General features: G+C 39.9%; 15 protein-coding genes. 3 read left to right on the forward strand and 12 right to left on the reverse strand.

The window, feature by feature from the left end; translation table 11 throughout:
* Positions 1-12: 12 nt before the first annotated feature.
* Together B4Z90_RS02870 and B4Z90_RS02875 are read right to left on the reverse strand one after the other, a co-directional pair.
* A complete protein-coding gene (locus tag B4Z90_RS02870) occupies positions 13-726 on the reverse strand; it encodes a LytR/AlgR family response regulator transcription factor (protein ID WP_088162316.1) in 714 nt (237 codons plus the stop codon).
* On the reverse strand, positions 723-1784 hold the full coding sequence (locus B4Z90_RS02875; RefSeq protein ID WP_182983936.1) for a sensor histidine kinase: 1062 nt from the start codon (positions 1782-1784) through the stop codon (positions 723-725). Before B4Z90_RS02875 ends, B4Z90_RS02870 begins: the two co-directional genes overlap by 4 nt.
* 232 nt (positions 1785-2016) lie before the next feature.
* Here B4Z90_RS02875 and B4Z90_RS02880 point away from each other — a divergent pair, with 232 nt between their 5' ends.
* Complete coding sequence (locus tag B4Z90_RS02880; protein WP_182983935.1) at positions 2017-2994, forward strand: hypothetical protein; 978 nt, start codon at positions 2017-2019, stop codon at positions 2992-2994.
* Here the strand turns inward: B4Z90_RS02880 and B4Z90_RS02885 are convergent.
* The 9 genes from B4Z90_RS02885 to B4Z90_RS02925 form a co-directional block, all read right to left on the reverse strand.
* The gene (locus B4Z90_RS02885; RefSeq protein WP_120332463.1) at positions 2978-3664 is read right to left on the reverse strand and encodes a class I SAM-dependent methyltransferase; all 687 of its coding nucleotides are present in this window, start codon (positions 3662-3664) and stop codon (positions 2978-2980) included. The genes B4Z90_RS02880 and B4Z90_RS02885 overlap by 17 nt on opposite strands.
* Positions 3665-3858: 194 nt before the next feature.
* A complete protein-coding gene (ligD, locus tag B4Z90_RS02890; protein ID WP_182983934.1) occupies positions 3859-6597 on the reverse strand; it encodes a DNA ligase D in 2739 nt (912 codons plus the stop codon).
* A 225-nt stretch (positions 6598-6822) separates the two neighbouring features.
* A complete protein-coding gene (locus tag B4Z90_RS02895) occupies positions 6823-8034 on the reverse strand; it encodes a GTP-binding protein (RefSeq protein WP_182983933.1) in 1212 nt (403 codons plus the stop codon).
* Between the two features lie 127 nt (positions 8035-8161).
* Positions 8162-8740, reverse strand: coding sequence for an RbsD/FucU domain-containing protein (locus B4Z90_RS02900; protein ID WP_182983932.1), 579 nt, complete (start codon positions 8738-8740; stop codon positions 8162-8164).
* Positions 8737-11106: a GH116 family glycosyl hydrolase gene (locus B4Z90_RS02905; protein ID WP_182983931.1), complete on the reverse strand. Its 2370-nt coding sequence runs from the start codon at positions 11104-11106 to the stop codon at positions 8737-8739. Before B4Z90_RS02905 ends, B4Z90_RS02900 begins: the two co-directional genes overlap by 4 nt.
* Positions 11037-11450, reverse strand: coding sequence for a hypothetical protein (locus tag B4Z90_RS02910; RefSeq protein ID WP_182983930.1), 414 nt, complete (start codon positions 11448-11450; stop codon positions 11037-11039). Before B4Z90_RS02910 ends, B4Z90_RS02905 begins: the two co-directional genes overlap by 70 nt.
* 217 nt (positions 11451-11667) lie before the next feature.
* Positions 11668-12264: an outer membrane beta-barrel protein gene (locus tag B4Z90_RS02915; RefSeq protein WP_172840716.1), complete on the reverse strand. Its 597-nt coding sequence runs from the start codon at positions 12262-12264 to the stop codon at positions 11668-11670.
* A 25-nt stretch (positions 12265-12289) separates the two neighbouring features.
* Positions 12290-12907, reverse strand: coding sequence for a hypothetical protein (locus B4Z90_RS02920; protein ID WP_075993534.1), 618 nt, complete (start codon positions 12905-12907; stop codon positions 12290-12292).
* A 194-nt stretch (positions 12908-13101) separates the two neighbouring features.
* Positions 13102-13551 (reverse strand): protein-disulfide reductase DsbD N-terminal domain-containing protein, encoded by a 450-nt coding sequence (locus B4Z90_RS02925; RefSeq protein ID WP_075993535.1) that lies wholly within the window; start codon positions 13549-13551, stop codon positions 13102-13104.
* 365 nt (positions 13552-13916) lie between these two features.
* Here B4Z90_RS02925 and B4Z90_RS02930 point away from each other — a divergent pair, with 365 nt between their 5' ends.
* Both B4Z90_RS02930 and B4Z90_RS02935 read left to right on the forward strand, forming a co-directional pair.
* Entirely contained in the window at positions 13917-14423 is a 507-nt protein-coding gene (locus B4Z90_RS02930) for a ClbS/DfsB family four-helix bundle protein (protein ID WP_182984318.1), read from the forward strand.
* 53 nt (positions 14424-14476) lie between these two features.
* A complete protein-coding gene (locus tag B4Z90_RS02935; RefSeq protein ID WP_112376008.1) occupies positions 14477-14629 on the forward strand; it encodes a lmo0937 family membrane protein in 153 nt (50 codons plus the stop codon).
* A 91-nt stretch (positions 14630-14720) separates the two neighbouring features.
* Here the strand turns inward: B4Z90_RS02935 and B4Z90_RS02940 are convergent, their stop codons facing one another.
* Positions 14721-15227 (reverse strand): pyridoxamine 5'-phosphate oxidase family protein, encoded by a 507-nt coding sequence (locus B4Z90_RS02940; RefSeq protein ID WP_182983929.1) that lies wholly within the window; start codon positions 15225-15227, stop codon positions 14721-14723.
* Between the last annotated feature and the right edge of the window lie 132 nt (positions 15228-15359).

Here is a 15359-nt window from a genome sequence, read left to right on the forward strand (position 1 = left end):
ATAACTATTCGATCAAAGTAGCCCTCCTGTATATTGTTTAAAGAAAGATTCTCGATAAATCTCACCAATCGGGATTTCAAACTTATCGATGTAAACAGTATGGTTATCAAAAGAATCAATAAACGATAAATTAATCAGATAGGATTTGCTGGTACGCGCAAACAGGCTCACCGGAAGTTTCTGGTGAATTGTCTTCAAATTCATTGCAGTAATCAGTTTATTATTCCGGGTATAGATAACCACATAATCTTTGAGTGCTTCTATAAAGCGAATATCAGTAAATGCAATTTTATAGTATTTCCTATCCGATTTAATAAAAAGTGCATCCTCACTGGCCTTCTCAACCGTACTTTGGTTTTCTTTTAACGCTAGTAATTTTTTATAGGCCATTGCTTTATCGATCGCTTTGGCTAAGCGGTCTTTATTAATCGGTTTCAGCAGATAATCTATTGCATCCAATTCGTAACTTTTCAGTGCATATTGCGCATAGGCAGTCGTCAGGATAACCAGCTTGTCATTTGGAAGAGACTGTGCAAAATCGAGTCCATTGACCGTCGGCATCTCGATATCCAAAAAAAGCAAGTCCACCGGGTTTGTCTTAATACATTCCAATGCCGATATCGCATTGGAAAATGTACCGACTATCTGAATAGACGAAATTTCTTCGATTAAATTTTTCATTTCCTCCCTAGCCAGGGGTTCATCGTCTACAATAATGCAATTCATAAGGGAATAGTAAGTTTAACGCTATATAATGTCTCAGTTGTTGACACCGAAAGTTCATAATCATTTCTATACAGCAGATCCAGTCGTCTTTTGGCATTAGCCAATCCCAGTCCGCTATATTTGCTTCGGACGAATGAGTTGTCGGGATCTTTCGAATTTTCACATTCAAAACAAAGCTGCTGATCCGTCTCAGAAAAATGGATTGTGATGAAAGTATCAGCATCACCGGCGCTGAGACTATGTTTAATCGCGTTTTCAACAAAGGCCGTAAATAGATGCGGCGGTAGAAATACACCCTTTTTTTCCAATTCTATTGGGCAAGATATACATGTTTTTAGGTTATCGCGGCGTATTTCCTCCAATTTCAGGAAATTGCTTATAAAATTGATTTCGGACTTCAGAAGTGTCTTATCATCGTTATTTTCATACAGCTGATATCTTAGAAAATCTGATATCTTCATGATGACCTCGGTAGCCATAGTCGGATCTTTTCGAATTAAAGCTTTAACGTTGTTCAGCATGTTGAATAAAAAATGTGGCTGAATCTGATTTTTTAAGGAAACAAGCTCTGTGGTCAAAGCCAGGTTTTTCAGTTCAGAAATACGCTTATTGTCTTCCAACCAACGTTTAAAAAGCTTAAATGTCGTGGTGGTTAGAATAATCGGAATACAGATAAATAATGCGGCGATTAGCCCCATAGAGTCCGACTCCGGTTTTTTTATAGCGGGAATATGAATGGAATAGATGTAATTTGCAATGTACATGACTACCAGCAAACTGGCCGTTACCAGCAGTATCAATGCTAAGACATATAACTCATATTTGGCCTTAAAGAAAAACTTTGGGATCAGTACATACATATTGGCGTAAAACATGCAGACGAATACAAACCATAGGATAATAGAAAAATAAAACCGGTAACTCCCTTGAAAATGAGAACTCGAATTTGCATTTGCAAAGAGCAACAGTAAACCGATCAGAAAAACCACGTGTCGCAGTGGCCTGAATTTATTTTCTGTAAAATACCTTAAAACAATGCTATTATTGAAGTCTTGCATGCATTAGAATGATTTTAACCTAAATAACAAAAATAAAGCTTTTCTTGGCAAGAATCCGATCTCTTATACGAAGACCTGTTTTTTTTATACCAAAACTGGGAGATGATTTTTAACGTTCCTTTTCACTGTTCCCCTAAATTGGACTTTTGTATAAAAACAAGACCTGTTGGTCTAAAAAAAAATACCACCTACAAATTTCGGCTATCCTTACAATGATTTTAATCATACATTTATGCAAAAAATACTTTTAGTGTCAGTACTATTGTTTCGTATATCCACTTCAATCGCACAGACTAAAGATAGCGTACAGCAAAAAGCGAGGGCTGTTGTTACTGACAAATTTCCCATAACACGGGTCCTCAATTTGACCTATGAATCCAATACAGGATACAGTTATTCATCAAAACTCCAAGGTCAGGATTTACCTAAAACAAAAGTAGAATCGATGTACCAAGCCGGAGGTAGTATCAACATTAATTTTTTAAAGAGCAGAACCTGGAACTTGGGTACCAATATTGGCTATCAGTTCACTTCTGTCAACTCCAATCGTCTAGACCCCATCGCACAATCCACCATACAGTCAACCCATCAATATCATTATCATTACGAATCACTTTATCTTACCCGTTATTCACGTTTATGGGGCAAAGTAGCATTTTATACCGCAACGGTTGCTGCCAATGGAAGTGAAAAAGCAATAGAACGCATTAATGGGATATTATCTGCTACTGTGGTACTAAAAGCTACGCGGGAGATTCAAATGGCGGTGGGCCTCATCGGCTTTATAGATCCGGCAGCAATTATTCCGGTTTTCCCAACCTTTGCCTACAAGCAACAATTTGCCAATGGGATGATACTTGATGTCATCTTACCTAAAGGAGCCTACCTTCGAAAAGAGGTCTTACGGAATGGCCGCGTTTCAATAGGTTCCGATTTAAATAGTACGATCTTCTACCTCTATAACTTTCAGGGCGCTGAAAAAGTATATACCTTCAGTCAGATGGAGATCAATTCGGGTCTGACTTATGAACATAACCTAGGCCGATCTTTTATTGCTACCCTTAAATCAGGACTAAAAACCATACCTCGTGCACGCGTATTTGAAAAAAACAAAACCCAGCGCGATTATGTATGGGAAGCAAGTCCCGATCCTTCGTTTTATATTAATGCAGGGCTTTCCTTCAATCCCTTTGCTAAGAAAAGGAAATAATATCTTTTTTTCGGGTTATCCACCCCATATAAATCGATGATTGAAAGAATCGAACAGGAGGTTCAAATCCGGCTTCCTCACAGAGCTCGGCTAATCGTTCTTCCGAGACATGCAACAATTCATGCTCGATTCTTCGCAATCTTTGAGCGACCTGTATTTCATCTATCCCCTTGGGCAGAAGAAGCCTCAACAACTGCAAGTTTTGTTGAATCTGCTCCTTATTGCCCGTAATATCTAATAATAACAAGGGTGCTTGCGACATCATTCTCTTAGAAATATCTTGGAGCAGAACTAATTTTTCGCCATTGTCTTCTAAAAAGTGTAATACAAGCAAAAGCGTCGCAGCACCATATTGTTTCTCTTCGTCCAAATCACTTACCACACCTTCGACAAGATGAACATTCTCGTCCGCTTCAAATTTTTCCAGGGCCTGACTAATCATCTCAGGCGACGGATCTACCCCGGTTATTGTCCAAGATTCTGCTGTGTCAACAAAACGTTCTATTTCATTTCCTGTGCCACATCCTACCACCAATAAATCCTTATTTTCAGTTTCTCGGAGGAGCTTTGGCAGCTGATCTAAAAAATAATGGTAATTAGGAATCCAGCTCTCAACAAATTGGTCATAGCCACTTGCGCGCTCATTTTCAAACAGTTCTACTTTATTCATCTAGCTAACAATAATCGTTCAATATAAAATCAGTATGCAGTTAAAAGGTATACCTTTTCTGCATTCCAAATATACATCCAAAGTCATCTATTTAAAACTATTCTAAATAGCTAATGATTATTCTTACAATCTCGTTACTTATATTTCACCGAATAGATCGGTCAATGAGTTTCTATATTCAGGTTATATCAATACTATTTTTTTGAGAGTGTATCAATTACTTTTTTCAGATCGATCCCTTTCCCCAATACAGGTTTAAAGATATCACCCAGCTCATGTATTCTTTCAATCGCATTAAACAAGGTGAAATCACTAATTTTCAACCCTTTTTTAACTTCATCCCAATGTAATGGCATGGACACTGTCGCTCCAGGCTTGGGACGTACTGAATATGCTGCAGCAATGGTAGCATGTGGTCTATTTTGAAGAAAATCAAGATACATTTTACCTTTCCGAGCACGAACAGTTCGCTCTAAGCTGGTATAGTTGGGTAGCTCCGCATGAATCAGGGTGACAATAATATGCGCAAACTCCTTGGACTGATCGTAATTATATTTATTTCCTAATGGTATATATATGTGAAGTCCCGTGGAACCACTTGTTTTACAATACGAAGGTACCCCCATATCATCTAAAAGTTGTTTGGTGAGCTGGGCGGTTTCAATAACCTGATCAAATGTATTTTTATCCGGATCCAGATCAATGATACAAAAGGTCGGATTATCCGGTTTTCTGACGGTACTACTCCAGGGATTCATTTCGATACAGCCAAGATTAGCCATATATAACAATGTAGCCTCGTCTTTTCCGACCAGATAATGCCGATCACGGCCATCGGCCTCACTTTGGTAAAGATAGGTTTCTGCCCATTCCGGTGCTGTATCGGTAACATCCTTGAAATAGAACCCTTCTTCTTTGATACCATTTGGGTATCGATTCATACTTTGTGGTCGATCTTTAAGGTATGGTAAAATAAAAGGTGCAGCCTGCTCATAGTAATTAATTAAATCGCGCTTGGTGATTTTTTCGTCAGGCCAAAATAGTTTATCGAGGTTGGTAAATTTTAACTCATGTCCATTTACCTTCTGAACCTGGGTTTTGTCTTTGGGGTTTAGCATTGTTTTATAGTTTTTCTTATCCGAACTGCCTTCCTTACTATTCTTTCGCATCCCATCTCCCTCTTTTGATTGTTTGCCGATAATCTCATTAACGGCCTGCTCTTCTTCTAGAATCACTTTTTTGGCATTTTTATCGTTACGCATGCCGACAAATGAGGGATGTCGCATAACGCCGTCACCGGTCATTTCTGTAACGCTCACTTCGCAAACCAGGTTGGGATGTAGCCAGGTGACAGCAGCATGAGGAGGGCGGGGTCTAAATCGTGAGGATTTGTTGATATCGGGTTCGTCATCAAACGGGCTATTTTTTGTGACCAAGGGTTTGAACTGCGCCATCAGCTCTTGTTGTAATTTTGCACTGAATCCTGTTCCGACCTTTCCGGTATAAATAAGCTTTTTACCTTCATATAGGCCTACCAATAGGCTACTAAACAGTTTGCTGGAGCCTTCGTTCTTTGTAAAACCGCCAATAACAACCTCCTGACGCTTATTAGCCTTGATTTTCAACCAGTCAGCTGAACGCTCATGTATATGGTAAACGCTTTCCTTGCGTTTGGCCAAAATACCCTCAAGACCGAGTTTTTGGGCTTCATTCAAAAATCCAACGCCCGATGTATCGAAATGTTCACTCAATAAAATCAAATCGTTTTGCGGCATTACCTCCTTTAAAATCGCTTTTCTTTCCAATAGCGAAAGACCTTTTAGATCTTTTCCATCGTACCAAAGGATATCAAATACATAATATACCAAATCGCCATCCGCCTCACTTCTCCAGTTTTGTAGGGCCGCAAAATTGGCCGTTCCATTTTTTTCCAATACAACGATCTCACCATCGAGTATGGCATTGATCGCGATGCTTTTCAGGGTATCATATACTGGATAAAACTTTTCATTGAAGCTTTTGTCATTTCTGGATTTTAGTTCTATTTTGCCATTTTTCATAAAGGCCAAAGCACGATAACCGTCCCATTTCACCTCGTATACCCAGTTTTGATCATCAAAAGGCTTGTCGATCAGCGTCGCCAGCATGGGCTGCACCGTATTATAAAAGACCTGCTTCGGTAATTTCTTTAGCAAGTCGGTGATATTATACGCTTGTTTCTGCGTCTCAGCCTTTTTCTTTTTAGGCACTTCTTCCAACTGGTTGCTGATTATTTCAGCAGCATTCCTACTTTTTTTGCTTTTATTTTTTGATATGCTATTCTTTTTAACAACAGGCTGTCCATAGACTTTATCGGGCGATTTTTCCATTTCCGCTATCGTCTTTCCCGACAATACGGATTTATCCTTTGCTATGACATCCTTGCGTGTTGCATATTGATCTTCCAACTTCATCAGTAGCCATTCATTCCCCCCTCTTCCATATGCTTTTACCAAAGCAAATTCTCCCTTCAATTTTTCTCCAAACAATCTGAATTTGAGCTTTCCGCTATAAAGCTGATGTCGAAGATTCTTATCCATTTTTACAATATCATTTGTCTCAGGAGCTAAAGCTTCATAGCTCCCTTCATCCCACACGATCACTGTGCCACCCCCATACTGTCCTTTTGGTATGATACCTTCAAAATTCCGGTAATCGTAAGGATGATCTTCAACCATCATGGCCAAGCGTTTGATAGATGGGTCCATAGATGGCCCCTTGGGAACCGCCCAACTTTTGAGCACCCCGTTCATTTCCAGCCGAAAATCATAATGCAGATGCGAAGCATCATGCTTCTGCACGACGAAACGCAACTCCTTTCCGCTTGATCTTCCTCCAAAGGGTTCCGGTGTTTTTCCTGCGGAACGCTTTTCGCGATATTTTGACAAACCCATACGCCTGTTTTTAATCGTAGCTAACTTTCTATCTTAACACAACCATAACACAAAAAAAGTTTGTTTTTTTAGATGTTCGGATTGATAAAGGTTCAGTATAGTTTTCCGGGTAAGATCTGACAAATCAGCATAAAAAAGGCCAGGAAATCAACCCCTGACCTTCGAAAAATACAATATCTAACCTACATTACTTACTTTTTTAACCGATGCAGATCGCAAATAGTTTTAAATATTTTTAGGAAATTCGTCTTTCCACCAGGTAAAACGCCAGTCATAGCCTTCTTCTTCGGTCAACAGGCATTCTTCCAGCTCTGCCAGATATTTTTCTTTATCCAGATCCTGACCTATAAATACCAATTCATTTTTTCGATCTTCCCACTCCGGATGCCAACGTTTAAGAAGTTCAGCTCTGATTTCGGCATAACTGGGATACTGATAACGCTGCTCTTCGGGCATGCTACTCCACCATGAGCCTGCACTTTCCAACCTTACGCTACCGCCTGCCTGACTAAAGCTAATGGCCAAATGCGGGCGGGAGGCCAACCACAGTAGACCTTTGGCTCGTATGATATTGTGCGGGTAGCGCTCGTTGAGGTAGCGGTGCAGTCGTTGTGGATGGAAGGGCCGTTGCGATCGAAAAACAAAAGATGAAATACCGTACTCTGCTGTTTCGGGTGTATGTTCATTTTCAAGTTCCCTGATCCACCCTGCCGAAGATGAAGCTTCATCAAAATTAAAAGAGCCCGTACCCATAATTTCCCGGGGATCAACGCGTCCAAATTGTGTACGGATACGCTTTGCACCTGGATTGAGCCGCCCAATTGCAGCCTCCAAGGTACCCAAAGTTTCCTCAGATACCAGATCGGCCTTATTCAGGAGGATAACATTCGCAAACTCGATCTGATCAGTCAACAGATTTACGATCGCCCTATTATCATAATCGTCGTCCGTCAATTTCCGATCTAATAAGGTGTCGGCGCTTCCAAAATCTTTGGCAAAGTTGAAACAGTCCACAACTGTTACCATGGTGTCAATATAACTGAATGTAGACAGGTCAATCGCATTATCATTACCAACATAACTGAATGTTTGGGCAACAGGGATAGGCTCCGAAATACCAGTGCTTTCGATAAGAAGATAATCAAAACGGTTTTCTTTCGCTAGTCGCTCCACCTCCACCATCAAATCCTCTCTTAATGTACAACAAATACATCCGTTGCTCATCTCTACTAATTTTTCTTCCGTTCGTGAAAGTACATTTTCGCGCTCAACAGCCTGTGCATCGACGTTCACTTCGCTCATATCATTGACAATGACGGCCACTTTCTTACCCTCCTTATTGTGTAAAATATGATTCAATAGTGTTGTTTTTCCTGCGCCTAAAAATCCACTTAAAACGGTGACAGGCAATTTAGTTTTTTGGGAAATGCTGCTCATAGTAATTTCGTTTTCACAAATGTAAAAACAATAACAATTAAATGCAACATTGTTGCTTTATTATTGTGCGCACTAAACCAAAAGTCTTCCAAATGCCCTTAACACTTATCAATGATTAAGATAAGTTTCATTTCACCTGATCAGCAAGACGTTGCCTTAAGATACGTTCACGATCAGCATCCCAATACTTGCAGTCCAGTTCTATAAACAAGGAACTGTAGGGTAGAGTTGACTCGGTCTTCAGTACGACAACACCAAAAAGCTGTGCTACTTTATCCATTTTCGCAAATACTTCTTCGTGCATCAGCGGGGTTAATTTTATGTTCGGAAGTAATTTCTTTAGACTCTCCTGATATGCTTTTAAGCCTGGCGCGATGGTTTCATCTAAGTATCCAAGCTCCTTATCTTGGTAAAAAACAGGTCTTATATGTGTTTGCTTATCGAGTAGTCGCAATGCGGTATCCAATACCTCAGGCATCTTTCTTCCCGTATTAATAATCAGCATATTTTTGGTAGCAGGAGCGGGATAGGCCTTATCAACAATCAATATCCAATTGCGGTGACCTAACAAAGGTAATTGCTGCGAAAATAAATCCTTCCAGTCTGGTTTTAACGGCGGATCACCCAAATGACGTGGCGATGATTCACAAGCGACCATCACAGCAAACATCATGAAAAGAAGCAAATTATTTATCCATTTTTTCATAGCCATTGTATTGTTAGTGTATCTCCATTTTTTAGCATGACTTGCTTCTTAAAACTAAGGATCAGACGCCCATCGGTGCGTTTCAGCTCAACCAGTTCAATCGACCTTTCATTTTGCTTTACAATGAGTTGTTTTTTATTGAGCGATAGGTCATCCGCATCACCTAGATGAAATTCATTGAGCATCAATTGAGCATATTTCAAGGTCAGTGTACACTGACATACCCCTTTAGTTTTTCGCTTCTGGGCATATGTCCCCCATCCTTTTGCTGTTGTGAAAGGCGCCTTGAAATCTGCTTTTCCTAACTTAGGGGCAAATCCAATCTGCCCTTTCGGCCCATGATAACTAAAACCGCAGGCGCTGATAAAGGTTCCATAACTTGCCATGGCACGTGCATAATGATCGCTGCATTCAATCTCATTAAAAGGATTTCTCTTGGCAGCATGATGGCGATCGTGGATCACCCTTGTCAATGTTAAACTTTCGTCAACCATACCTTCAGCCATCATATGTGCTGCGACCTGATGTTCAAAGCCACTCATGCATTCATGGAAATAACCTAATTGCCAGGTCGTATTGTCCCCATAAGCCTTGTCTTCATTCTTTGGATTAGTGTTCATAACCATGCCCCCCTCCCCAGCCAAGGCATAAGGCCTTCCGCCAAGATGTGTTTTTATATAGGGACCAACATCCATAGTAAAGTTATATTTCCAGAGTGCTTTCAATGCAGACACAACATTCTCCTGACGATTGACCCCCGGCATGTCCACTTGTCTGCACCAGGCCTGACCATAAACCTGGTCAATATGACAGGTATTATAAGAGCCTAGCATCTTTCGCCCCTGCAGCATATCGGGACGATGAATATAATACTCTCCATTAAAGAGTTTGCTATCCATATTTTCAGATCCCTTCCTAACGTATTCCAAACACGATTTTTGAAAGGTTTTATCACCTACTTCCTTCGCCATCAATGCAGCAGCCTGTATTGCTGCGAGACATAACCCGACAATCCAGGCAATTTCACCTTCCCAGACCGCATCGAGTGTATTTTCCATTGGCGTATCGGTCATACCATCCTTGTTTTTATCCTGATCAAGAAAAAATTGAACTGCCTTCTTAAGTTTAGGCCAGTTTCGCTTAAGGAATTCGCTATCGCTGCTCATCTGATGATCGCGATAGAAGCGTAGAATAACACCAGCCTGCCCATCAATAGCTGGTCTTTTTTCATATTCAGCACGAAAGATGATGGCACCGGTATCAGACTGAAAGCCAACACCTAAATCCGTCACTTCACGTAAATTACGTTCAAGATCCGGAAATATCCTGCCCATGGATTGCCCATATTGCCAAACGTGCGTACAGGTACCGGCACATGCCCCTACTCCTTCCCAGCCCCAAAATCTTCCCGAAGCAAAACGCATGGTGTTTGCTGTGGCCAGTGTGCCTATATTGACAAAAGTGCGGTCCATAAACCAGTAAGGCAGTGTTGTATCATTCCAGGTTTGCTGCCATGCCATGGTTTCGCTCTCGAGTTTTTCACGATTGTTCAAATAATAATTGATTACTTCGGCCGCATTATTAAACCTGGCACCATACCAATAACCTGATTGCGCATCCTTGAGGTGAAGTTTCAGTTTAGGGTGTGGATTGTTAAAATACCAAGATATTGCATAAGAAATTTGGCTTGTCGCCTTCGCTTTTATTGTCCGTTTTACCGTAAAGGCACCTACTTGCAAATCCGAAAAATCGACGGTCGAATCCACCCTATCCGCCTTTACCTCCTGCGGTTTTACAGGCCATTCCTGTAACCTCGTCGTGGGTTGCGCTTCGATATCAATACAGGTAAAAGCCATTGATCCATGGTCGCCAGCTTCCATGGCTTGAGTAGGAACCTGATCGCAACTAAAAAGCAACACTTGAGTATCGGCATGTTCCGCGAGGAAAGAGCGTTTGTTTACAGTATCAAAATCTTTCCGCCCTTTATGTACACCATTTTCCATCCAGCCCGTAACCGTTACATCGACTGGCGCGCCGCCCTTGTTCTGCAATTCGATATGTATTGTGGTAAGTGGCAACGAAGAATTGTCCTGATCTAAAGGAATAAATGGCGAATAGGCGACCAACACCACATCCAATGGAAAATCGATACTGCTATAGGTTATTCGACATGTTGGATATGTTGCTTCAAATGTAACTTCATCCCAGTGGTTTTCCCTAAGCTCCTTGATAACCTGCTTTCCATCGACTAAGGTCGAAATCGCAAAGCCCTGTTCCATAGTCCGCAGGTTGTCTGCTATAGCAGGCTCAATATAAGCAGATCCATCCCTCGGCCGCACAGTGCCAATTCTTTTCCATTGTTCCATTGTACATTTTTGGGCTCTATCCCCTCACGCTCACCATCATAATCCGTATTAAATATCTGCCACAACCATAGCCGACCATCACCTCCTATATAGACCGTACCCGAATGTAAACCACCCACAGGCATTCCAATGTACCGAAGCTCATTTTTACTTTTTCGATAAGTAATTTTTTTACCCTTTTCATACAGCGAATCAAACCATTGCTCGCTGAGACTTTTTTCCTCTGGAATGTTGTGAACAGGTTTATCCCAGGCAAATACGGTATTTGACCATACAGGAAATTTGCTGACCAATACGCCCAGGCCAACTAAACTGGCTTTCTTAAAAAAACTTCTTCTATCCATTCGTTTATAATTTATTGCCGTCCCGAATTTAGCGGAAGGAACTATTGGTTTGTCTACACAAGATATTGAAATATCCTTGATATCCAGCAATAAACATCTTCACAACAAATGGTTAATCAATAAAAAAGTTAAAGCCGCCTGATGTAGCAAAATCAGAGCGGCTCAGCTTACAGCACAGGAAAGTCTGTAAAGGTTACCTACCAGTGGATCTATTCGCTTAAAACAAACGCACTTTAAATCCCAGTTGATACTGGTCAATATGCGCATCCCAGTTGTCTACAATTTTATTATTCTTTTTGAACTGTCGGTATCTAAAATACAGCGCGCCAAGGTCTATCCCTAATGCGTAACCTATCCGTGTACGACTGTTGAATGCTGGTGTTCCATCATTGAGCTTATAAGCGTCGTCATTGAGCAACATATTAAGGTCTAGACCGCCCAGGATGGAAAATTTTCTTGTAAAATTAACTTTAAGGTACACCGGAGTGTTGAGATATTTCAGCGAACGGGTCCCTTTAGACAAACCTCCGGAAAGGGAAGCTGTGTTGTCATTAACACGTATTCTGGTTAAATTATAACTAGGTTCAACTTGAATATCCATTTTGCTATTAAGCCCAAATATCAAATCTCCCCCCAATTGATATCCCATTCTATTGGCGCCAAATGCATTCCCACTTGCACGCGAAATATTACCACCAACCCGAAGTCCAAACCCCATTTGTCCGTAACATGCGGTCTTGAAACCGAACAATCCCACGATCAAAAAACAAACTAGTGTACAATGCTTCAACTTTAATCGATCTATCTTTATCATTTTTACCATAAAACACACCATTACATTAGACCAATAACTGTTTTCCTGTAATTTGCAACTTCACAAAATAGGCTATATTATTTTTCTTTATACTTTCCTTCAATATTCGCGCTTCCTTCGTAAAGTACCTGTGGGTTCGCAAGAAGGCAAGGGTCAGTGCACACCAGATACGTTCATCGACCACCTGATTTTTTCTATAATTTACTTCCAGATACATCCTTTGATTAAGGTCAACAAAACTTTTACTCCCCAAATGAAATGAGACCGCATCCACAACTATTTCCTCCAGCAGATTTTCTGGCTTTTTCGAGGGCCTTGTTGCAAAAATGCACATTTCAACTTTTTTGATTACGGACTCTCCAACCAAATGTTCCTGTAAAAAACACCTTGCTGCAGATACGCTCCTCTGACGGGTTCCTTTTACCCCTTCAAATAGATAACCTATATCCTGAAAATAAGCGGCACAATTTACGACGAATTTATCTTCGACCGTCAAGCTATACTTTTCACTCAGGATAACTACCGCATTTACAATATCACGAACCCTATCAATCGTGTGAAAACACAGTTGTGGATTGTGGTTCTCGCGGTAACTCTGCACTAAAAAAAGATCTGCCTGCTGAAGTAAGTTTGTGTAATCCATTTAAACAAAACTAAAATTCCGTAAAAAATAGATTTAACATATTATACCAAAGGGGCTATTTTTTATACCAAAGGGCTCTTAAACAAAAAAGGCCAGGTAATCATACCTCGCCTTTATCCTTAAATTTTCCTTTTTCTATCAATTATCCCAAGCACCAAATCGCTTTAGATGGTTAATTGCTGTTATTTATGACATTATTTGATCGTTACAGCAAAAGCATATTCATCGGGAGGAAGACATTGTGAAGCGTCACAAGCTTGCCATTCCACTGTACCTTTTACTGTTGCAGTTCCTTTGTTGAGCGAAACTTTTTGCTGAAAGATCACTTCATTTGTAAAGTATCCTACATCCATTTTGAAAACCTCTTCGTGTTTAATCTTTGGTTTTGGTTCAGCAGTCTTACCTACCAACGCATAGTCAGCGGCTTTACTGAAATTGAAAGATGTTGGAATTGGTCCTCCATCTTTTACATTTTGAGAGTAAATGTGCCAACCATCTTGAATGGTAGCCTTCACGTAAACCATAGCTTCCTTGTTGTTCAATTTTTTGCTGGCCACAGTCCATTTTACAGGTTTATGGATCTGAGCGAATGCGCCCGAAACGGCGAACATAACCACGGTCACTAACAATAAAATCTTTTTCATGTTTGTATCAATTTTTCAGTTTATTATTTCATCGGCAGCACATTTCATACAGTATTTTTTCTGTAAAACACCACTTAAATGCTTACAACAATATTCGCTATAAACAGAATAAAACACAATATGATCACAATAAAACAATAAATTTTATCAAAAAAAACTAATTAAACCATATTTTTTACACTTTTATAGGCTCAGTTTTTTCAATTCCAGTAATATATTCAAAAAAGGCTATCAGACTAAAACAAAGGGAATTGTCAAACATTGTCTGTTGTGAGCTTGTGAACGCGTTCTGCTCTACAACTCCATCCTGAGCGAATCAATTTTACATAATTATCTGTATCTTATGCATGATTCACATTTATGCCATGGCTATACCAACCACAAAAGACGAACTCCTTCAAGCTATCCGTACAAATTACAGTAATCTTGTCTGTGAACTTTCCGATATTCCAATCGGTCAAACTAATCTTCTTATACTCCAGGGTCATGCTAAAGGAACAGTAATGAGTATAAATAATCTAATTTCCTATTTAATTGGCTGGGGTGAGCTGGTTCTCAAATGGAATAAGAAAAGTGAAGATGACAAAGAGGTTGATTTTCCGGAGACTGGTTTTAAATGGAATGAACTAGGCAAACTGGCTCAAAAATTTTATCAGGATTATGCCGACCTCGATTTTACGACTTTGTGCGCAAAACTAGATCAAACTGTTTTAACAATTATGGAACTCCTCGAGCAAAAAACAAACATGCAGCTTTATGGTGTAACCTGGTATGGAAAATGGACCTTAGGCAGAATGATTCAATTTAACACCGCTTCACCTTATCAAAATGCAGTCGGGAGAATCCGTAAGTGGAAAAAAGAAAAAAAATAGTAAACCATAGCTGGATAAATATTGTTATTCAATAAACACATATAATCATTACTATGGGAAATCTATTATATACTATCGCTGTTATTTTGGTCCTGATATGGGCAATCAGTTTTTTTGGCGGATTTGTTGGCGGAGGGCTAATTCATATTCTTTTGGTTATCGCTATCATTGCAGTGCTTCTGCGTGTAATTAAAGGGAACGCGTGAAGACTGTAAGCAGTTTATTGATTACGATAAAAAGCTCCTCATTTTAACGCTGAGGAGCTTGTATTTGCTGTAAATTCTTCAGTTAATAAACTTAAATATTCAGATCTCCTTCTTTACCTATATCTTCCGTTTCACCTGTTAGTCTACCTTTTAGCATCTTAAACAGGTTGACAATCATATTGGAGTCTGAATCCCAATAATGAGCATCTTTAGGCGTAACACGCAACAATCGGATATTGGGATCCTCCTTACCTTTCTCAAACCATCCTTCCATCATTTTGTTCCAGTAACGATCTATCCTTTCCTGATCTCGCGAAAGACTCGCTTTACCATTTATACTTAGAAAGGTGTAGTGTTTTGGGTCCGCATAAAATAAGGAAGCTTTTGGGTTCTGTGCAATATTCTTAAAGGTATCGCTCTCAGCAGAACAAATAAACCAAATATCTCCATCTTCGTCTACTTCTTGTCTACTCATTGGAACCCCATGTGGGTACTCCGATTCAGCTGGGAATGAACAGACTGTTCCCACATCGATTTGATCTACAATTGCTTTAAGCTTATCTAAAGCTTCTTTGTTATTTAAATTATTCTCTGCCATAATATGTCGTTTATTAAGGAACAGTATCCTGTAGAAAATCGTTTATTTTTTCAGCAAATTCAGGCTATCTTGGGTAGTGAAAGGGGAAAAGTACGAATAAAAAAAGGCAAATCAAGTAATTTTACGCATCCT

Source organism: Sphingobacterium sp. UBA5639, assembly GCF_002421245.1.
Taxonomy (GTDB): Bacteria; Bacteroidota; Bacteroidia; order Sphingobacteriales; family Sphingobacteriaceae; genus Sphingobacterium; species Sphingobacterium multivorum.

Coding starts and splice junctions, on each gene's coding strand:
- B4Z90_RS02915 (WP_172840716.1), bottom strand. CDS start 12,264: ATGATAAAGATAGATCGATTAAAGTTGAAGCATTGTACACTAGTTTGT.
- B4Z90_RS02885 (WP_120332463.1), bottom strand. CDS start 3,664: ATGAATAAAGTAGAACTGTTTGAAAATGAGCGCGCAAGTGGCTATGAC.
- B4Z90_RS02920 (WP_075993534.1), bottom strand. CDS start 12,907: ATGGATTACACAAACTTACTTCAGCAGGCAGATCTTTTTTTAGTGCAG.
- B4Z90_RS02910 (WP_182983930.1), bottom strand. CDS start 11,450: ATGGATAGAAGAAGTTTTTTTAAGAAAGCCAGTTTAGTTGGCCTGGGC.
- ligD (WP_182983934.1), bottom strand. CDS start 6,597: ATGGGTTTGTCAAAATATCGCGAAAAGCGTTCCGCAGGAAAAACACCG.
- B4Z90_RS02895 (WP_182983933.1), bottom strand. CDS start 8,034: ATGAGCAGCATTTCCCAAAAAACTAAATTGCCTGTCACCGTTTTAAGT.
- B4Z90_RS02925 (WP_075993535.1), bottom strand. CDS start 13,551: ATGAAAAAGATTTTATTGTTAGTGACCGTGGTTATGTTCGCCGTTTCG.
- B4Z90_RS02905 (WP_182983931.1), bottom strand. CDS start 11,106: ATGGAACAATGGAAAAGAATTGGCACTGTGCGGCCGAGGGATGGATCT.
- B4Z90_RS02880 (WP_182983935.1), top strand. CDS start 2,017: ATGCAAAAAATACTTTTAGTGTCAGTACTATTGTTTCGTATATCCACT.
- B4Z90_RS02875 (WP_182983936.1), bottom strand. CDS start 1,784: ATGCAAGACTTCAATAATAGCATTGTTTTAAGGTATTTTACAGAAAAT.
- B4Z90_RS02870 (WP_088162316.1), bottom strand. CDS start 726: ATGAATTGCATTATTGTAGACGATGAACCCCTGGCTAGGGAGGAAATG.
- B4Z90_RS02940 (WP_182983929.1), bottom strand. CDS start 15,227: ATGGCAGAGAATAATTTAAATAACAAAGAAGCTTTAGATAAGCTTAAA.
- B4Z90_RS02930 (WP_182984318.1), top strand. CDS start 13,917: ATGGCTATACCAACCACAAAAGACGAACTCCTTCAAGCTATCCGTACA.
- B4Z90_RS02935 (WP_112376008.1), top strand. CDS start 14,477: ATGGGAAATCTATTATATACTATCGCTGTTATTTTGGTCCTGATATGG.
- B4Z90_RS02900 (WP_182983932.1), bottom strand. CDS start 8,740: ATGAAAAAATGGATAAATAATTTGCTTCTTTTCATGATGTTTGCTGTG.